This window comes from Variovorax boronicumulans, assembly GCF_009811375.1.
Classification (GTDB): Bacteria; Pseudomonadota; Gammaproteobacteria; order Burkholderiales; family Burkholderiaceae_C; genus Variovorax; species Variovorax boronicumulans.
In genome coordinates this window covers 3,886,718-3,905,333 of the sequence record NZ_BKDH01000001.1, presented here as the reverse complement: position 1 = coordinate 3,905,333, position 18,616 = coordinate 3,886,718, and the positions used below count along the sequence as shown (strand labels likewise).

The window sequence follows — 18,616 nt, the reverse complement described above, 5'->3', positions numbered from 1 at the left end:
TGCCTGCTTTGGAGCTGCTGGAGTGTCTCTTGTGGGCCCAAAGCCGTCGGTGGCCCCGCTCCATAGCGGACGCCGGTTGCTACGGACTCGGCAGCCTCAGGCTTGAATCACTTGGGCGCAAAGCGGGGAGGCACGCCGTTGACCCAGGGCACCTCGAGCTCTTCCTCCAAGGCACTCACTTCTTCCATCGTGAGCCATACCCCGTGGGCGTCCACCCAGTATTGCTTGCCGCCATCAATGCGAACCGCTTTCGAGATACCGTGGAAATCGCGACGCAGCAGCAAGTTTGTGGGCACAACTTCAGTTAAAAAAACCGTGTTCTCCGGGGTTACGCCATGCTCGAGAGGATGCAGTGCATGTGACCTACTGCCACTTGGCGACGCGCAAAGCGCGACCTGGTACTTCTTGCTCGGGTCAACCTCAGACCGTTTCCACATGCCAGTCCTCCAATGTTTGCGGCGGCAAGACAGGCCGCCCGCCTCCGGGAAATGTCCGGTTCTGGCCGCTTGATGTCGGTTGCTCATTGAGCGCCTTCAAGGGCCTCGATGTATGGCAGCACCTGTGGATGAGCCTGAACCCACTGCTCACCCAAGTACGTCGCTACGGAGCTCGAGCCGATGACGCTCTCGATTGCCCCGGATTTCGAAGCGGCCTGCAGCAGACCGTGGGCCGCATGCATTGCCTCCTCGCTCGCGGCCGCCTCCGGCCCCCCAGCTTCGATGCCCCACTCCTTCTGAATTGCCGCAATGAGTTTGCCTGCGGCGGCCTCAAGTGGTGTTCGTGAGCGTGTCATGGACGCCAATCTAACCTGCTTGTGAAGGTCCGGTTGTGGCCGACTGCCGATGTTCAAAGTTCGATGAACCCACCGGCTTCGGCATCATAAAAGCGAGCCGAGAGTTCCCGGCAGATAGTGCGGATGACCGCGCTTTCGCGTGGGCCCCAAACGCCGGAAGCTGAAATTGTCCTTGGGTCAGGACTTTCGTCCTGACTCTCGATGCTGAGACGCAACGACAGAGTGGTTGCTTCGCTAGCAAGTGCCCGCTCAACAGTAGCGCTCACCAAGTGTCTGGCGCCAAGCGGCACTGGTGTCCAATCCGATGGCAATGCCGTCAGGTCTTTGTCTTCGCGAAAAATTAGGCCGATGCTGCTCATGATGGGCGTGATTTATAGGGGGCAACGAAGGTCGGGTTTTGGCCGGCTGCGGCCGGACGCGGCGATCGTCAGTAGGCGCCGCCCCTAGGTACGCAGCCATCCGAGTCATGCAACTTACCTTCAGCGAGCACGTTTTTCCTCTTGCAGACCTCGTTGAAGCTCCAGACCTCAAAGGCATCACCCGGAATTGCATGCTGTTCCAGATAGGCTTCAAATTCTTCGAGGTCCTCGAACGAAACGACGCACGGACAACTTGCCCCTCGATAGAACCAGTGCTGAACAATGACAGGACCTCTAGCCAATGCATTCTTGATTTTGGCAAGGCTTGCTTCGGAAAGAATCTTGGCTCCTTCCTTAGTCCAATCGTCGGGGGCGTGGCGATCAGAAATTCGTTTCATAGGTTGTCGTGAGAAGTGATTTTTTGGACTCGACCACTCCGAGAGTAGGCCGTGTTGAGCGGCTGCTCTTGGCCGACTGTAGCCATTGCTCAGGACGGGCGAAGCGCAGCAAGCCGCTCTTTGATTTCGGGGTCAGCAAGCGGCTGCCAGGACGTTTCGTAGCTCACTCCCTTGAGCTTGGTAGCGATGCTCCAGACCAGGTTGTCACCCTCCCCGGGAGCGTCGGCGCCAAGGTTTGGAAGCACCTCCAGGCAGCGATACAACCGCGCGATGCAGTCGGCGGAAGGCATGGGAAGCGGCCGTCTATCGCTAACGGCCCAGTACAGCACCGCTGCAGCTGAGTACCAGAACTCCTTCCTGGCCGGTCTCGCCAAGAACAACATCAGCTCCGCAAGCGTCGCGTCCCATCCTGCCTGCGAGGCAAAAGACGCGACCTCTCGCTCCAAGTCGAACGCATCGTCCTCGGCATCGTGGACAAATAGGTGCAGCAGAGCGTCCATCTTGTTACTTATGGGTTGGTAAAGCGACCGACCGCTTCTGGCCGACTGTAGGCTTTCCCGCACACCGCCGCGTAGCCTTCGGCAGCTCACCACAGGTCGAGTCGGTCGAACTGAAATTCGACCACATCCGCAACCGGTAGGTCACCGAAATCGAGGACGAAGCCGAGGACTCCGACAAGTCCAGCGGTTCGGTCGATAACTCTGCCGCATCCGCGGTATCCGGACTGCCCGTACTGCTCAAGTCGCTCAGCGCTGAGCCGAGTCTTTTCGTCTGCAGGCCAATCCTCAAGATATGGAGCGCGCAGCTCGGTAACCTCGAAAGGGCGCAGCAGATTCGGGATGAGCTGGCCGGCGACATAGGCGCATGGGTGGCAGAAGGCGACCACCGTGCTCTCTTTGCTGGAGAGCGTTACATCGGCCTCTTCGTCGTCTGCAAAAGGCCGCTCGATGCGTTCGATGGTGAGGTGCTTCAGCTGCATGTTCAGAAATTAGAGACGCGCTGCGAATGTCCTGTGTTGGCCGTCAGTCGCCGTAGTCCGTGCTCGGCTCTTCGGCCCCGTCGGGCTTCCAGAATCGCCAGACTCCGACTTCCTGGCCCGCGCGGTAGCGGCCCTCGGCCGCAGGCTGCCCGTTCGAATGCAAGTCGCGCCAAAGCCCGCCGTCCTCCTTGCCATCGACATACTGCCCTTCGGACGCCACCGTGCCATGCTCGTGGTAAGCAACGAAGAGGCCGTGCCGAATCCATCGGGTCTTGTCGGGTGCCATCACCCTCGCATAGCGGAACTTGACGGCTCCTGACTCGTAGGGAATTTCGGCGATGTTGAGGTCAGCTTCGATGGTCATGCTAAGGCATTGACGGGGATTGGCGGGCGGGCGGGAAGGTCCGGTATTGGCCGACTGGAGCCAGCAGCATGCTACCTTCCGGACCGCTACGGCTCGTTGGAATCAAAGATGGACGTACATCAGCCTCGCCGCCCGCACCGACCCGGTTGGCTGCCCGTTGTCGACGCCGCGCGTTGCACGGGCTGCGGCTGGTGCGTCGCCGCGTGCGACCTTCACCTTCTCAGCCTCGAAGTCGAGCAATGGAAGAAGTTGTCGACGCTTCAAGACGCGGATCGGTGCACGGGCTGCAGCGATTGCGCAGTGACTTGCCCTTTTCAAGCGATCACCATGCGAAAGGGCTGAAACGCCCCCGGCGTCCGGCTCGCCGCCCGGGCAATCCGTAGACCCGGGCGCGTGAGCCGGATGGTCGCGGGTGTCACGCCCCGTTCGACCATCCCGAAGAAGTCTCTTCCCGAGGCCTCTCACCCCGGCTCAGCTTTGGGGCTTTGCGAATTCCTCTGCGCTCATCATCTCCAGGCCAACGAACGGCGCGTTGCCTTCGACCCATGCGTCGTGACCCGGCGGAATGGTGTACGACATGCCTTCCTCGATGACGGTCTGCGAGCCGTCATCCATTTGCACGGTGACCCGGCCGGAGACCGCGTACCCGACGTGAGCCACCTGGCAACTGTCCGTGCCCACGACCGGCTTGATGCACTTCGACCAGCGCCACCCGGGCTCGAACTTGAAGCGTCCGAGCGTGTAGCCCTCGAGGCGGACCACTTCGACCCGGGTCTTCTCGGGCTGTCGAACCTCATCCGGTTCGTCATGGGATTTCGTCTGAAGCTTGTTGACGTTCATCGGACTTGCCATCGCGACTCTCCTTGCGACACGAGTGAGCAAACAGTCCGCGGCAGTCTCGTGCCGAACCGCACGTGAACGATGGAATGGTAGTCCTGGGACACGCATGCAGTGATCTATTTCTTGCACGGAAGTGCCGCTCTTTCGATGAGTGTCATGTGGCAGTTTGCGTAAGCCGGGTTACAGAAAATCTTCGTCCACCACCAGCGACAGCACGGACCAGCGCAGTCGCTGGGCCCAGTTCGATTCGGGCTCCCTATGCAACACCCAACGGCGTCCGTCGCGCAGGAAGCTCCATTGCAGGCCGCCTCGCAGAGGTACCTCGCTCACCGTGAAGCTCGCGGGCATGCGCACGCGCTGGATCAGATCGGCCAGCTCGCCGGCCAGCGCGGGGCTGTCGACGATCAGGCCCAGTTCGGTGTTGCAGTGCGCCGAGCGTCGGTCCATGTTCATCGACCCCACGTAGAACCAGCGCCGGTCGACCACTGCCAGCTTGGCGTGCAGGCGACCGAGCGAGCCGCGGCTGCTTTCGGTGTCGCTCCAGGCGGGATGCGCTTCGCCGGCCGGCATCAGCTCATACAGCATGGCGCCCATCTGCAGGAGGGCGCTGCGGTAGCGCGCGTAGCCATAGTGCACCAGCGGCTCATCGGTGGTGGCGAGCGAATTGGTCATCACCGACACGCGCGCGCCCTCGCGGCTCGCATGGCTCAGCGCCTCGATCATGCGGGGCATGGGCACGAAGTAGGGCGAGACGACGAGCACCTCCGAGCGCGCGGTCCGGAACAGGTCGAGGTTCGCGGCCATGACCGCGCCCTCGCGGCCTTGCGGCGCTGCGGCTTCTTCGACGTTGCCGCCGGCATCATCAGCGAAGCGGCCTTGCACCGCCGCGTCCGCAACCACGCGCACCTGCGCAGGCACCAGCGCGACGCGCCCCTGCGCCAGCTGCGCGCCGACGGGGCCGCGTCCCAGCGCATCGGGTTCGTCGGCAGGCGGCATGAAGCGCGCGAGGTCGCGCACCAGCGCAGCGAAGCGTTCGCGCGCAGGAGCCGCTGCCGGGGCGCTGTCGGCCGCGATGGCTTCGAAGGGGTACGACAGCGGTCCGTTCCAGAAGGCGTCGAAGCTCGCCGACAGCGCGCGCACCGCCGGCCCGGCCAGCAGTGCGTCCATGTCGATGAAGTTCGCCGGCTTGCTGCGCCCGAAGTACTCGTCGGCGATGTTGCGTCCGCCGGTGATGGCGAAGCTGTTGTCGGCAATGAAGAGCTTGTTGTGCATGCGCCGGTTCACGCGGCCGATCTCGTGCAGCGACAGCAGCACGCGCGTGCGCAGGCCACCGCTGCGCACCGGCAGCGGGTTGAAGACGCGCACCTCGACGTTGGCGTGCGCGGCCAGCCCGGCCAGCATCTCGTCGTCTCCGCCCGTGTACAGGTCGTCGACCAGCAGGCGCACGCGCACGCCGCGCTGCGCCGCGTCGCGCAGCTCGCGCAGGAACTGCCGCCCCGCGCTGTCTGGGGCCACCACGTAGTACTGCGCGTCGACGGTGTGCCGTGCGGCCTGCGCGAGTGCGATGCGTGCGTCGAAGGCCTGGTCGCCGCCGGGCAGCAGGCGCACGCCGGATACATCGGACATCGCGGACATCGCGCTGTCCGCAGCCGGCAGCGACGCGGCGGCGATGCGCGCCAGGGGGCTGTCCCCGAGGTCGGTGCGCGCGTGCGACACGACACGGGGTACCTCGCCGGGCAATGCAGCGCAGCCAGCGAGCAGCGAGACGGCGAGCATGGCCGCGGCGCACAGCCAGCGGGCGAGCGCCGCATGCTGCAGCGCCAGGATGCACAAGCGGCACGCAAGGGGCTCCCATGCGGCACGCAGCGCGGCAAGAGATGGAGGGGTGTTCATGGCGGACCTCGGTGCATCGGATGCGAAGTGGCGATCGATGCAGGCAGTTTTCCGCGCGGCGCCCGCCGCAACCATTGCGCGCAGCGCCTAGTCTCCGGCGTGGCCATCCGACTAGGCCTTTGGTATAGGTGCGCACGCTCGCTTCTTGAGGGGCTTTGCGCTAATCTGCATTCAGGACGGGGAGGGTCACCGTAGACGAGAGGCCTGTATGAAGGTTCTGCTGGTCGATGACCACGAGATCGTCTGGAACGGCACGCGCCTCCTGCTGGAGCGCATGGCCGCCGAGATCGAACCCGGCCGTCCCTTCCATTTCGACGCCGTGCGCGACGCCGAGCAGGCCTGCCAGCGCGACCCCGTCGGCATCGATCTGCTGCTGCTCGACTACCACCTGCCCCAGCTGTCCGGGCTGGCGGCGCTCAAGGCCGTGAAGGCGCATTTCGAGGCCACGCCCGTGTGCATGCAGTCGGCGGAAAGCTCGCCGCAGCGCGTGCGCGAGGTCATCGAGGCCGGCGCGGCCGGCTTCATTCCCAAGTCGTACCGGCTCGAGGACATGGAGGCCGCCCTGCGCGTGGTGCTGCGCCACAAGATCTACCTGCCGGCCGAGTTCGTGCTGGCCGACGACGTGACTCGCGCGCGCGACCCCGACGAGTTGCCGCGCGAGGACCTCGCCGGCTTCCTGCGCGTCGAGCTGTCGCCGCGCCAGCGCGAGGTGCTGGCGCTGGCGATGCGGGGCATGCCGGTCAAGCTGATCGCGCGCCAGCTGCTCATTGCCGAGGGCACCGTGAAGGTGCACCTGTCGATGGTCTACCGGGCGCTCGGCGCGCGCAACCGCACCGATGCCATGTGCCGCGTCTTCGACGCGCAGGCGGCATGGGCGCTCGAGGCTGCGTGAGCATGCCGGCCGCGCTGGACGAACTGGACGAGCGGCGCCTGCAGGTGGTCGCCGAGCAGGCCGTGGGATTGCGCTGGCAGATCCTGCTCACCGCCGTCGTCGTCGCGGCCATCGTCTGGCGCGACGTGCCGACGCCCTGGGTGCTCGGCTGGTTCGCGGCAGTGATCGCCAGCCGCGAGTGGCGCGCTGCCGCGCTCGCGCGCATGGCCGCCGACCGCGCCCGCCCGATCGCCGCGCGGCTGCGCGCCACCGTGCACTGGAACGTGCTGATCGGTGCCTGCAACGGCTCCGCGGCGCTGTTCATGGCCCGGCTCGACCCGACGCTGGACGCGGTCCTCACGATGATCCTGGTGTCCTGGGGCGCGGGCGCCGTGTCCACCAGCGCGACCGTGATGCCCGCCTTCCTGGCCTACGCGGGGCTGCTCTTCGTGCCCACCGCGGCCATGTGGCTGGTGGCGGGTGGCTGGCTCGGCTGGGGCGTGGCCGCGTTGGTGCTGATGTTCTTCGGCGTGCAGACACGCTTTGCCCGGCGCAACCTGCAGACCTTCGAGGAGTCGTTCGGCATCCGCGCCGAGAACCAGGCGCTGGCCACCTCGCTGGAGTTCGAGCGCGCGCAACTGGCCATCGCGCGCGACCAGGCGGTGCGCGCCAACAACGACAAGAGCCGCTTCCTGGCCGGCGCCAGCCACGACCTGCGCCAGCCACTGCAGGCGATGGCGCTCAACGTGGGGGCGCTGCGCCACGTGGCGATGGCGCCCGATGCGCGCGCGATCGTCGAGGTGGTCGACAGCAGCCTGGAGCAGCTGCGCGCCATGCTCGACGCGCTGCTCGACGTCTCGAAACTCGACGCCGGCGTGGTGGTGGCCCAGCCGCAGCGCGTGCAGATCGACCGGCTGCTGACCGCCGTGATGGCCAGCTTCGGCGCCGCGGCGGCGGCGCGCCGGGTCGGTCTGCACACCGACTGTCCGCCCGGCCTGGCGGTGCGCACCGACCCCGACCTGCTGCGCCGCATGCTGGCCAACCTCGTGGACAACGCGATCAAGTTCTCGCCCGCGGGCGGGCAGGTCGAGGTGCGGGTCTGCACGCAGGACGCATCGGACGCCGGGGTCGAACTGACCGTGCAGGACAGCGGCCCCGGCATCGCACCTGAGAACCACCGGCTCGTGTTCGAGGACCTGGTGCAACTCCAGGCGTCGAGCTCCGGCACCGCGCCTGCCGCGGGACATGGCCTGGGCCTGGGCATCGTGCGGCGGATGGCCGAGCTGCTGGGCGTGCCGGTCGAGCTCGAGTCCCGCCTCGGCGCGGGCGCCTGCTTTCGCCTGCGGCTGCCGCGCGCCGCGCCTGTCGGTGTCGACGGCTGCGAGGGGGAGGGCGCCGGCGCGACGTGGAGCCTGGCCGGGCGCTGCGTGCTGGTGCTGGAGGACGACCCGATGGTGCGCGGCGCCTACCTCAACGCGCTGGGCGCGATGGGCTGCCGCGTGCTGTCCGCCGCCACGCTCGACGAGGCGCTGGCGCAGGTCGACGAGCCCGATGCGGTGGTGCTCGACTGCCGGCTCGGCGGCGGCGTCTCGGGCTTCGATGCCGCCGGGCGCCTGCGCGCGCAGCGCTCCGCACAGCCAGCGCTGCCCATCGTCATGGTCACGGCCGACACCGACCCGGCGGTGGTCGAGGCGGCGCGGCGTCAGGCGCTGCCGCTGCTGCGCAAACCTGTGGACGACCAGACGCTCGGCCGCGCGCTGGCCGCAGCCATCGAGCATTCCTGAATCCGCGATTCATTCCGCGAGGAGCCGAACATGAACGACGGTGGCCGCGACGATGAGGATGCCCCCGGAGACCGCCTGCTCTCGCAGGGCGCCGAGGTGCTGGTGCGCGAGATCGCCGCGGCGCCGCCCGACGCGCTGCACTGCGATGTGCTGGTCATCGGCAGCGGCTACGGCGGCGCGGTGGCCGCGGCACGGCTGGCGGGCGCGCTGTCGCTGGACGCGGCGCCCGGCATCGCACCGGGCGCCGTGCCGATCAAGGTCTATGTGCTGGAGCGCGGCAGCGAATACCTGCCGGGCGAATTCCCGGCCACCTTCGCCGAGCTGCCGGGGCATGTGCGCTTCAGCATGCAGGACGGCAAGCCTGCGCGCGGCAACGCCTCGGGGCTGTTCGATCTGCGCCTGGGCGGCGAGGTGAACGCGCTGCTCGGCAACGGGCTGGGCGGCGGGTCGCTCATCAATGCGGCGGTGATGGAGCGCGCCACGCCCGATGCCTTCGAGGGCGGCGCCTGGCCCGAGGGCCTCGACCTTGCCGCGCTCGCGCAGGGCTATGTCAAGGCCGAAGCCATGCTGGCGCCGGAGCAGATCCCCGAGAGCGTGTCGAAGCTCGACTCCCTGCTGAAGGCCGGCGCGCGGCTGCATGCGGCGGGCGGCAAGGCCCATGTCGCCATCGCTTTCGCCGACGGCACGCGCACGCCGGCCCAGGTGGCGATGCACCGCTGCCTGCGCTGCGGCGACTGCGTGAGCGGCTGCAACCACCGCGCCAAGAAATCGCTGGACACCAACTACCTGGCGCTGGCCCATGCACGGGGCGCGCGCCTGTTCACCGGCGGCACCGCGCACCGCATCGCGGCCCTACCGGGAGGCGGCGGCTATGCCGTCGAGTTCTTCTTCACCGACCGGCGCAAGGCGCGCACCGACAACGTCCGGCCCTACGTGGTGCGCGCGCGGCGCGTGGTGGTGGCTGCCGGCACGCTGGGCTCCACCGAGCTGCTGCTGCGCTCCAGGGGCGCGGGGCTGCCCGTCTCGCTGGCGGTGGGCCGCGGCTTCTCGGCCAACGGCGACATGATCGCGGTGGCGGCCGCGCAGAACGACGAAGCGCTGTCCAGCGCGCCCGAAGGCGAGGCGCCGGCACAGCGCAGCATCGGGCCGACCATCACCGGGCTGCTGCGCACCTGCGCGACGCCGGGCGAACGCCCGCTGGTGATCGAGGAGTTCGCCATTCCCGCGCCGCTGCGCCGCCTGCTGGTCGAAGTGGTGACCACCACCGACGCGCTGCAGGCGCTCGCGCACATGGACCTCGACCTGCACGCGCCGGACGAAGGGCGCGATCCGCTGGCCGTGGACGACGACCTGCTGCGCCGCACGCCGGTCTACGGAATGATGGGCGACGACGGGGCGGCCGGCCAGATCGGCTTCGTCGGTCATGGCGGCGAGGGCGCCGTGCTGGCCGACGCGCAGGTGCGCGTGGCGTGGCCGAAGGTGGCCGCACTGCCCGTGTTCGAGGCGCAGATGCGCGCATTGCATGCGGCCCACGATGGCGCGGGCGGACTCGGCGGGCGCGTGCTGGCCAACCCGCTGTGGAAACCGATACCGCCGTTCGGCAGCCTCGCCGACCTGGTCGGCCAGCTGGAGGGCGTGGGCTCGGTGCTGACCGTGCACCCGCTGGGCGGTTGCCGCATGGCCGACGGGTGCGAGCGCGGCGTGGTCGACAGCTGGGGCCGCGTCTACGACGGCGCTGCGGGTGCTTCTGCTGTGCCGTCGCTGCTGCCGGGCCTGGCGGTGCTTGATGGCTCGATCGTGCCGGTGTCGCTCGGCATCAACCCCTCGCTCACCATCGCCGCGCTGGCCGAGCGCGCGGTGCCCGTGCTGGCCGAGGACTGGGGCCTGGCGCTGGCGGGTTCGCCGCAGCCGCCGGCCTCGCAGCGCCCGTTGCGCCGCGACCTGACCCGTCCCCATGCGCCCGCGCCCACGCGCGTCTCGCTGCGCGAGCGCATGACGGGCCGCGTGCACATCGACGGCCAGGCCTTCGCGCTGAGCGCCGAAGTGGAATTCGAGCCGTTCGACGTGCCGTCCCTGCGCGTGACGCCGCGCGTGCTGTCCCAGCCCGTGGTCGTCCTGCGCTTCGGCAAGGGCGACGATGCGCCCGTCGCGCATTGCACCGGCACCGCATCGATGCTCGTGCGCGAGAAGAGCGACAGCATCGAACGCATCCTGCGCAGCCACGGGTTGGCACGCAAGAAGCTGCTGGCACTGGTGCAAAGCCTGCTGGACGCGCGCGCCGCATCGGCCGGCGGCGCGATCGATGAGGACGATGCCGTCTTCGAGGGCCCCGCCATGGCCGACCTGCTGGCGCTGTGCTCGCACCTGGGGCAGGCGCGCCTCATCGAGTACGACTGGACGGTGGCGCGCATCGCGCATGGTGCGCCACTGAAGGAGGGCGACCGGCTGCGGCTCACCAAGCGCATCGCGTTCGTCGAAGGCGGCAACCCGTGGCGGCAGCTGAGCGAGGGCGACCTGCATCAGCTCGGCCCCGATGCGCCGAAGTCGCTGGGCCGGCTGGTGCTGGACCCTTCTTACTTCGTCGAGACGTTGCAACCCCTGCTGCGCGTCGAGCACCAGCAGGACATGCCCAACCAGCTGGCGGACCTGGCCGAGTTGGCGCTGTGGGTGCTGCGCATCGTGCTGCACATTCACCTGTTGCACTTCGTGCCGCCACCCGACTCGCCGCAGCACGACTGGGAGCGCCTGCCGGGTGAGGTGTACGGCGTGCGGCCCGAGCCGGTCGAGCTCGTCACCGCGGCCGGTCCGGGCAGCGCGCCACCGCGGCTGCTGTCGCGCTACCACCCGCCGGTGCGCCGCGCGGGCACGCGGCCCGTGATGCTGATCCACGGCTATGGCGCGAGCGGCTCCACCTTCGCGCACAGGAGCATCCCCGGCAACCTGGTGCACAGCCTGCTCGCGGCCGGGCGCGAGGTCTGGGTGCTCGACCTGCGCACCAGCATCGGCTTTCCGAACCGGCCGCGGCGCTATTGGTCGTTCGACGAGGTGGCCGAGACCGACATTCCGGACGCCTTGCGCACCGTGCAGGCGGCGCATGCAACGCCCGACGAAGCGGCGCCCATCCAGGTCGACGTGGTGGCGCATTGCATCGGTGCCGCCATGTTCAGCGTGGCGGTGCTGCGCCTGCCGGGGCTGCATGCCTCCATCGGCGCGGTGGTGCTGTCGCAGGTGGGGCCGCTGCTGCGTGCCACGGCCTTCAACCGCTTCCGGGGCTATGTGGCGGGCTACTTGCAGCAGTTCATCGGCATCGACGAGTTCGACACGCGACCCACGCTCACGCGCATGAAGCGCCTGCTTGTCGACGGCCTGCTGGCGACCTTTCCCTACCCCGACGACGACGGGGAGGCGCAGCGCCTGCGCGAGGCGCCGGGCTTCGCGGCCGTGCGGCACCGGGCCGACGCCATCTTTGGCCAGACCATGCGGCTGCACAACATCGGCAAGGACACGCTCGATGCGCTCGATTCGATCTACGGCTTCGTGAAGGTGCGCGGCCTCGCCCAGGTCGGCAACTACGCACGCGAAGAGGTGCTGACCGACGCCGGCGGGCTGGGCCATGCGGTCGGCTTCGAGCAGGTCGGCCAGCGCTTCGGCTTTCCGGTGTTCATGCTGCACGGGCAGCGCAACGCGGTGTTCGACTGGCGCGGCTCGTACGAGAGCTTCTGGCTGCTCAAGCGCGTGTTCGGCAAGGACGAAGGCCTGCCGCGGGAGCCTCCGCAGCTGCCGGACCCGTCGGACGCTTCGAAGCCTTCCGGGGGCGACCTGTTCCTCGGCGAAGGTACCCCGCACCAGCTGCTGGTGCTCGGCGACTACGGCCACCAGGACACGCTGATCGGCGAGAAGGCCTGCATCGACGTGTTCCCGCACATCGTGCGCTTCCTCGAGGCCTTCGACCACAAGCCCGGTCGCGGCAACCCGGTGCCGCCCGACTGGCGGGCCAGCCTGCCGTGGACCGGCCCGTGGCTCGGCCTTGCGAGCCGGTCGGCGGACAACGCGGGCCGGCTGCATTGCCGGCTGGCGCTGCGTCCGCCGCCCGCGCATGTGTCGGCGCGCGCCGTGGTCTTCGTGCCCGCGTGGCGCCGCGACGGGCGCTGGTGCTTCGACTTCGCATGGATGGTGGGGCTCGAGACCACGCGCGAAAAGCTCCTGCAGGAGGCGGTGGAGATCGACCTGTTCGACGACCGGCTCGCCGACTACCAGGGCTTCGCGGTGCTGACGGCGCACGACGACCTGCCCATGGCGCGCGGCCCCCTCGAGGTGCTGGGCCGGAGGCTGTCGGCCGGGCTGTTCGCGCAGCCGCAGGACGAACCCATCGAGCCCATCCGCGAGCAGGTGATGAAGACGCTGGGCGCCGCCACCGACGCGCAGCGCGAGCGGGCCGTGGTGCGCCTCGACCGGGCATGGACCGGCGCCGTGCAGCGCGAGGGCGAGCCCGCACAGGCCTCGCTGTGCTTCGTGCTCGCCAGTTGCCAGTACGTGCCGGGCCTGGTCGACCGGGTGCCCGCACAGGCGTCGTACCGGCGGCTCGCGCAGCGGCTCGAGGTGCTCGCGCCGCCGCACAAGCCGCAACTGCTGGTGCTGGCAGGCGACCAGGTGTATGTCGACCAGACCGCGGGGCTCTTCGTGCCGGCCGGCGGCGACGACGTCGGCCAGGCCTATGCGCTCACCTTCAGGCTGGAGGCGCTGCGCCAGGTGATGGCCTCGCTGCCGACCTGTCCGCTGCTCGACGACCATGAGGTGATGGACGACTGGGAGCCGGGCCCCGACCCCTATGGAACGCCGGCGGTGCGCGCCGCGCTCGACGGCTACGTCGCGCAGCAGCACAAGCTGGTGCGGGGCATCGGCCCGCAGCGCGACCCGCGTCCCTTCGACTACCGCATGGCGCCGGCCGGTTTTCCGTTCTACATGCTCGACACGCGCAGCACGCGACAGCGGCGGGCGCTGCGCACGGACGCGCAAGCCACGCCGCTGGACCAGGCGGCGATCCGGGCCGGGGCCGGCATGGGCGACCTGAAGAAGTGGCTCGAGGCCGCGCCCGCCGGGCTGCCCAAGTTCATCGTGTCGCCGGTGGCGCTGTTCCCGGTGCCGCGCGCGGCCGTCTTCGGCGACCCGGCGCAACGCCTGGGGATGGACGACTGGAGCGGCTACCCGGCCTCGCAGCGCGCGCTGCTCGAACTGCTGCGCGACACCACCGCGCGCCACGTGGTGGTGCTGTCGGGCGACCGCCACATGTCCAGCGTGTCGAGCCTCTGGCTGCAGGCGGCGGGCGGGCCGGTGGAGGTGATCTCGGTCGTGTCCTCGGGCCTGTATGCACCCTGGACCTTCGTCAATGCGCGGCCCGACGCGTTCTGGCTCGACGGCCAGGTCGAGCTCGGCGCCGTGCCGGGTGCCTTCGGCGCCACCATGGTCACGGCGGCCGTGGGCACCGGCAACGGCTTCGCCGTGCTGCAGGTGGAGCGCGGCGCCACCGGGCATTGGCGGATCGGCGTCACCCTCGATCTGGACGACGGGCTCACGCAGTGCCTTCGCGACCTCGATCCGGCCGGCGGTGGCTGGACGGTGCAGGGGCCGGCGCGCTTCGCACGCAAGCAGCGCCTGTGATCCGCGACAGCCGGTAGGCGAAACGGGCCCGCAAAATCGACAAGCCGTTTACAGGCACCGTACGCACGACACAGTGCCATACATGCCACTGCACAGTTGCCTTCACAGTGCTCTTCCGCCGTCGCCGGCGCCGTTGCCACGGAGTTTGCGTAGGCCACCCACAACGCCCTTCGGCCACCTTGCCGAGGGGCCATCGGAGCACAAGCCGTGTCGTCGCAGAAAAAGAACGCCGCCTTCCTCGTCTCGACCTCGGGCCACCGCCTCCCGGCGTGGCCGTGGCGCGCAGGAAGAAGCAGGCCTCGTTCGCGTACGCCGGCTGGATCTGGCGCGCAGAAAAGTAGCGCTTTTTAGTTAATGCCATGTAACGCCATCGGGCGTTACCGACAGGCCAACCAGGCGCTTGGACGCACGCGCTCGGCTGAACGCATGCCGACTGCGCGACGTCAGAGGGGCATGTCATGTTCACCCGTTACGCCATCCGCGCGCTGCTGTGCATCGCCGTCGTGCCGGCCATCTCCGAGGAGCCCGCACCCATCCATGGCCGCGTGTTCCTCAGCAAAGCCGAGGTCGAGAGCACCTTGATCGGCAAACCCATCGTCTCGAGCAATCTGTCGACCGGCATGGTCTCGCGCTGGCAGTTCTATACGGATGGCCGCGTCGACTTCGTCAACCAGAGCGGGCCCGGCAAGGCGTCGGGCAAATGGGTTCTCAACGCCGACGGCTCGATGTGCGTGACGATGATTTCCCGAACCGGGTGCCGCTACTGGTTCAGGAACGAAAAAGACGGTGCCATTGCGAATGCCAGGACCAGGGAGCCGAATGCGCCGACCGTGGCCGAGATACGGTTCGAGTGATGGTGCGGGACAGCGCCCTCAACGCCCTCAGCGCGCCGGTGATGAAAGCGCACGCATCCAGCGTTCGCGCTCTTCGTCTTCCAGCGCCAGCAGGCTCTCCGGCGAACCGCCGCCGCCGACCACGCGAAGGTCCTGCAGCTGCTTGCGCACCTCGGGCGTGGCAAGCACCTGGGCCACGGCCTCCTGCAGGGTGCGATTGGACGCGGCCTCCGAATTCGCGGGCGCCCAGAGGCTGAAGTGATCGTAGGTTGTGTAGCCGGCCAAGGGCGCGCTCGAGCCCAGCGTCGGCCACGGCACACCCTCGAAGCTTTGCGGGTGCGCCGGGTCGGCGGTGGTGCCCAGCACACGCAACTGGCCGCGCCGCACGGCGACCGCCACGCCGTTCACGGGCGCGAACAGCAGGTCCACCGCATGCTCCTTCGTGATGACGTCCGAGTCGGGGTACATGCCCTTGAAGACCACACGCTGCACGTCGACGCCGCTCGCTGCGCGGAACTGGCCGAAGGCGAGGTGGCCCGTCCAGCCGTCGTCGCCCGTGCCGATGCGCAGGCTGCCCGGGTGGGCCCGTGCGTAGGCCAGCAGGTCGTCCGTGCTGCGGATGCCCAGCGTGTCGGCCTTCGTGCTGTCGATGGCCAGCACCAGAGGCTCCGATGCCAGCAGCGTGACGGGGCGAAGGGAATGCATCAGCGCATCGATCGGCGCGGCCTGGTGCACGCCCTCGATGCCTCCGCGCGGCAGCCGCAACGCCGCGAGCAAGACCTTCTCGTTGCCGCCCTCCGTCATCAGCCGGCGGTAGTCGGCCTCGGTGGCTGTCGGCACGTGATCGACCTGCACGCTGCGTCCCAGCAGGGTGGGCAAGTGGCTGGCCAGCATCTCGGCATAGTGGCCGCTGCGGCCACCGGGCGGAACCAGCACGGTGACGTGAAGCGGGGGCTGCGGCACGGCGGCAAGCCATTGCCCTGCATCGTTCATCAGGCCATAGCGTAATTCCCACGCACCGCCCGTGGACGCGTTGCGCACCAGGGCGTCGACCACCCAATGACGGCCCACGCGGTGGAACTGCCGGATGATCGGCCGTTCGTCCTGCCACCCGGGCGGCCGCCAGTCCTCTGGGAACGCGCCCGAGACGACGGCGTAGCCATGACGGAACCGGCGCGCCGATTCGAACTGCGGCGCGATCGCCCATTGGCCCCGCGCGTTCTGGTAGCCCCATCGGCCGGTGGCCGCGTCCTTGACCGGCCGCAGCGCGGCGCCGGCATTGCTGCTGCCATGCAGTCGTTGCCAGCGACACACCTGCGGCGTGCCGGCGTTGCGCTGCAGATCCAGCCCGGTGGCGGTGCACAGCTGGATGCGCCGCTGGGCTGTGGCGTCGGGCCGCTCGCCGAAGATGAACGGAATCACCATGCGTCCGCGCGCGTCGATCAGGCCCGAGCCGGTGGAGCCAGGCGTCACCATCTGCCGCTTGTAGTCCATCCACCGTGCCGTGGTGATGTCCCGCGGCGGGGCGGGGGGGCGCCACTGTCCCCGTGCATCGCGCAGGCCAGGCTGTGCGAACACCGTGTCCACCTGCAGCTCGGAGGGCACAGGCCTGGATCCATCGGGCATCAGGTAGGAGAGGGCCGCAGGGGAGTCGGTGGAGATCGTGTTCTTGCCATCGCAACTCACGGGCGGAACGGCCCACTGGCCTTGCGCATCGATGCGCCCGTTGGCCGTGGTGGTCCGCAGCCCGCCGCCGGGCTTTCGCTCCACCAGCCACACCCGGTGCAGCGGCTGCAGTGCGGGATTGACGGAGATGTATTCCTGCCGCACGACCTGCCAGCGTCCATCGCAGAAGCTGCGAGCGGTCGGCGAAAGGAAGAGCACGCGCCCGTCGAGGCCGTCGAACAACGCGGGGGCGCGCTCGCTGTGCTTGCCCGGATTCAGGCTCAGCCAACGCGCCCGTTCGATCAGGTTGGGGGCGATGCCGATGGTGAAGGTGAAGATGTCTTCCCACGGTGGCGCCTGTGCATCCACTGGCTGCAGTTGCCAGGTCGGCTGCATCGGCAACGCGCGTTCCGGGTTGGCGTACAGCGCCTGGTAGCTCGGTGGCGCTGCGCGGGCCGGACCGAGGGCGATGCCGAGCCACAGCAGGGCGGCAAAGAGGCGCAGCCGCTTCATCGGGCGAGCGAAAAACAAGGGTTCAGCCTCGGGTCGTGGCCGCAGATGGATGCCATTCCATCGCAGACATCGCGGTTCGCCGAGGCGCTCGCGGTTGAACGCGCGGCGGCTGTCTGCCTGGTTGAACGATTTGTGGGCCCTCGCTCAAACTTCGTATGCATAGATGCAAGTGAGCTCGGCCCCTTTCAGCGCGGATTGAAAGGGCTCAGGCGCATTCTTGAGGATGGCGCCAAAGCTGGCGTTGAGCTTGCCGGCACCCATGCTGCCTTTGTACTTGATGCTCTTGGGCTTGGCTTGAAGCTGGAGCTTGTTCGAACCGGACAGCGCAGCTTCCAACCTGAAGACGCCATGGCGGAAATCAGTGGACTCGGAGGTTTCCGCCTGGGGTGACGTCAGGCGCATGGTTTGCCCGCCGTAGGAGAGCTTCAGATCGACCTCCACGATGGAGGCGGGAACATCACCCACCAAGGTGAGTGCCTGCCCCGCGTGACTTCCGGTGCACTTCAGTCGTGCGGTATTGGCACCTGCGAGGGCCTGACCCGAGAGGGCGGACAGCAACACGAGGGCACAGAGAGGAAAGATTTTTCTCATAGGTTTTCCAAGGCACTGACGCGATGTGTCCCGCACGACCTGCGAGACAGGCTGGGCAGCGCGAACATGCCGGTCACGGGCTCCTCCACAAAAACGTTTCTGATCATAGGCGGAGCCATTCGCCGCGGATGCTCCGCTTCTCATCGCTTTCCGCGCCCCCACTGGTCCGCCCAGGCTGACAACGGCTTCAGCGCCTTCGAAAGCCGCCGCCCTTCGTCCGTCAGTCGATAGCCACCTTCGGCATGTTCGACCAGGTCGACTTCCCTCAGTTCGGTGAGCCGCGTGTTGAGCAATCGGGTGTTCGTCTCGCACGCGTCCTGCAGGGCCCTGAAGGTCAGCGAGCCCTCCCGAAGTTCCCAGAGCACGCGCAGCGCCGTGCGCCGGCCCAGCAGGTCCAGCGCGACCATGAGGGGGCGGCCGGTGGTGGAACCGCGAACTGGGCGGCCGATGCGAGGTGTCGTCATGCTTTACTTTATACAGCAACGGACCTACGATGGCGTGGCCCTTGAATCAGGAGTCTGCATGCCCGCACGCATCGAGCCAGCAACGCCACCATTCGGTGAAGACATTTCCAGGTCACTCGACAGGGTGATGAAGGGACAGCCCCTCTTGCGGCTGTTCACGACCTTGGCACGCGACCCGCGTCTGTTTCAGAAGTTCTTTGCCGGCGGGTTGCTGGACAAAGGCCACTTGAGCGTCCGACAGCGCGAGATCGTGATTCATCGCACCACGGCACTGTGCAAATCCGAATACGAATGGGGCGTCCACGTCGCGGTCTTCTCGAGGCTCGCTGGCCTGACGCCAGAGCAGGTTCGGGCGAGCGTCACGGCTTCGGCGAACGACGCCTGCTGGTCGGCCGAGGACCAGGTGCTTCTGCGCCTGTGCGACGCCTTGCACGCGCACGCCGACATCGACGATGGCCTGTGGGACGCGTTGCGAACGTACTTCAGCGAAGAAGCCATCATCGAACTGCTGATGCTGGCTGGCTTCTATCGCACCGTCAGCTACCTCACGAACGGGCTGCGCCTTCCCTTGGAAGCGTCGGGCGCACGATTCCCCGCTTGAGGTTCTCAAC

18 protein-coding genes are annotated in these 18,616 nt (G+C 68.2%); 6 read left to right on the top strand and 12 right to left on the bottom strand.

Features of this window, described 5'->3' with window-relative positions:
- Nucleotides 1–107: 107 nt before the first annotated feature.
- The 7 genes from VHAB30_RS17965 to VHAB30_RS17935 form a co-directional block, all read right to left on the bottom strand.
- On the bottom strand, nucleotides 108–524 hold the full coding sequence (locus tag VHAB30_RS17965; RefSeq protein WP_159278007.1) for a hypothetical protein: 417 nt from the start codon (nucleotides 522–524) through the stop codon (nucleotides 108–110).
- The gene (locus VHAB30_RS17960; RefSeq protein WP_139701447.1) at nucleotides 521–793 is read right to left on the bottom strand and encodes a hypothetical protein; all 273 of its coding nucleotides are present in this window, start codon (nucleotides 791–793) and stop codon (nucleotides 521–523) included. The genes VHAB30_RS17965 and VHAB30_RS17960 overlap by 4 nt, the downstream gene beginning before the upstream one ends.
- Before the next feature lie 53 nt (nucleotides 794–846).
- Nucleotides 847–1,152, bottom strand: a complete 306-nt coding sequence (locus VHAB30_RS17955; RefSeq protein WP_159278006.1) for a hypothetical protein — start codon at nucleotides 1,150–1,152, stop codon at nucleotides 847–849.
- Nucleotides 1,153–1,220: 68 nt separating this feature from the next.
- On the bottom strand, nucleotides 1,221–1,550 hold the full coding sequence (locus tag VHAB30_RS17950; RefSeq protein WP_159278005.1) for a hypothetical protein: 330 nt from the start codon (nucleotides 1,548–1,550) through the stop codon (nucleotides 1,221–1,223).
- Nucleotides 1,551–1,639: 89 nt separating this feature from the next.
- Nucleotides 1,640–2,050, bottom strand: a complete 411-nt coding sequence (locus VHAB30_RS17945) for a hypothetical protein (RefSeq protein WP_159278004.1) — start codon at nucleotides 2,048–2,050, stop codon at nucleotides 1,640–1,642.
- Nucleotides 2,051–2,136: 86 nt separating this feature from the next.
- Nucleotides 2,137–2,529 (bottom strand): hypothetical protein, encoded by a 393-nt coding sequence (locus VHAB30_RS17940; protein WP_159278003.1) that lies wholly within the window; start codon nucleotides 2,527–2,529, stop codon nucleotides 2,137–2,139.
- A gap of 43 nt (nucleotides 2,530–2,572) precedes the next feature.
- A complete protein-coding gene (locus VHAB30_RS17935) occupies nucleotides 2,573–2,893 on the bottom strand; it encodes a toxin-antitoxin system YwqK family antitoxin (RefSeq protein WP_159278002.1) in 321 nt (106 codons plus the stop codon).
- Between the two features lie 108 nt (nucleotides 2,894–3,001).
- Here VHAB30_RS17935 and VHAB30_RS17930 point away from each other — a divergent pair, with 108 nt between their 5' ends.
- On the top strand, nucleotides 3,002–3,235 hold the full coding sequence (locus VHAB30_RS17930; protein ID WP_159278001.1) for an ATP-binding protein: 234 nt from the start codon (nucleotides 3,002–3,004) through the stop codon (nucleotides 3,233–3,235).
- Between the two features lie 129 nt (nucleotides 3,236–3,364).
- Here the strand turns inward: VHAB30_RS17930 and VHAB30_RS17925 are convergent, their stop codons facing one another.
- Complete coding sequence (locus tag VHAB30_RS17925; RefSeq protein ID WP_159278000.1) at nucleotides 3,365–3,745, bottom strand: cupin domain-containing protein; 381 nt, start codon at nucleotides 3,743–3,745, stop codon at nucleotides 3,365–3,367.
- Between the two features lie 168 nt (nucleotides 3,746–3,913).
- Nucleotides 3,914–5,626 carry a phospholipase D-like domain-containing protein gene (locus tag VHAB30_RS17920; protein WP_159277999.1) on the bottom strand — a complete coding sequence of 571 codons (1,713 nt, stop codon included), beginning with the start codon at nucleotides 5,624–5,626 and terminating at the stop codon, nucleotides 3,914–3,916.
- A 208-nt stretch (nucleotides 5,627–5,834) separates the two neighbouring features.
- Here VHAB30_RS17920 and VHAB30_RS17915 point away from each other — a divergent pair, with 208 nt between their 5' ends.
- The 4 genes from VHAB30_RS17915 (at nucleotide 5,835) to VHAB30_RS17900 (ending at nucleotide 14,793) form a co-directional block, all read left to right on the top strand.
- Nucleotides 5,835–6,518 carry a response regulator gene (locus VHAB30_RS17915; RefSeq protein WP_159277998.1) on the top strand — a complete coding sequence of 228 codons (684 nt, stop codon included), beginning with the start codon at nucleotides 5,835–5,837 and terminating at the stop codon, nucleotides 6,516–6,518.
- 2 nt (nucleotides 6,519–6,520) lie between these two features.
- Nucleotides 6,521–8,281 carry a hybrid sensor histidine kinase/response regulator gene (locus VHAB30_RS17910; protein ID WP_235926860.1) on the top strand — a complete coding sequence of 587 codons (1,761 nt, stop codon included), beginning with the start codon at nucleotides 6,521–6,523 and terminating at the stop codon, nucleotides 8,279–8,281.
- 30 nt (nucleotides 8,282–8,311) lie between these two features.
- Nucleotides 8,312–13,939, top strand: a complete 5,628-nt coding sequence (locus VHAB30_RS17905) for an alkaline phosphatase D family protein (RefSeq protein WP_159277996.1) — start codon at nucleotides 8,312–8,314, stop codon at nucleotides 13,937–13,939.
- A gap of 458 nt (nucleotides 13,940–14,397) precedes the next feature.
- Nucleotides 14,398–14,793 carry a hypothetical protein gene (locus VHAB30_RS17900; RefSeq protein WP_062479336.1) on the top strand — a complete coding sequence of 132 codons (396 nt, stop codon included), beginning with the start codon at nucleotides 14,398–14,400 and terminating at the stop codon, nucleotides 14,791–14,793.
- 27 nt (nucleotides 14,794–14,820) lie between these two features.
- Here the strand turns inward: VHAB30_RS17900 and VHAB30_RS17895 are convergent, their stop codons facing one another.
- From VHAB30_RS17895 to VHAB30_RS17885, 3 genes are all read right to left on the bottom strand, one after another.
- Entirely contained in the window at nucleotides 14,821–16,950 is a 2,130-nt protein-coding gene (locus VHAB30_RS17895) for a tripartite tricarboxylate transporter substrate-binding protein (RefSeq protein WP_159277995.1), read from the bottom strand.
- A gap of 144 nt (nucleotides 16,951–17,094) precedes the next feature.
- On the bottom strand, nucleotides 17,095–17,541 hold the full coding sequence (locus VHAB30_RS17890) for a hypothetical protein (protein WP_159277994.1): 447 nt from the start codon (nucleotides 17,539–17,541) through the stop codon (nucleotides 17,095–17,097).
- A gap of 140 nt (nucleotides 17,542–17,681) precedes the next feature.
- Nucleotides 17,682–17,948 (bottom strand): winged helix-turn-helix transcriptional regulator, encoded by a 267-nt coding sequence (locus tag VHAB30_RS17885; protein ID WP_206167852.1) that lies wholly within the window; start codon nucleotides 17,946–17,948, stop codon nucleotides 17,682–17,684.
- 115 nt (nucleotides 17,949–18,063) lie between these two features.
- Between VHAB30_RS17885 and VHAB30_RS17880 the strand changes: the two genes are divergently transcribed.
- Entirely contained in the window at nucleotides 18,064–18,606 is a 543-nt protein-coding gene (locus tag VHAB30_RS17880) for a carboxymuconolactone decarboxylase family protein (RefSeq protein ID WP_174250230.1), read from the top strand.
- Nucleotides 18,607–18,616: the final 10 nt, after the last annotated feature.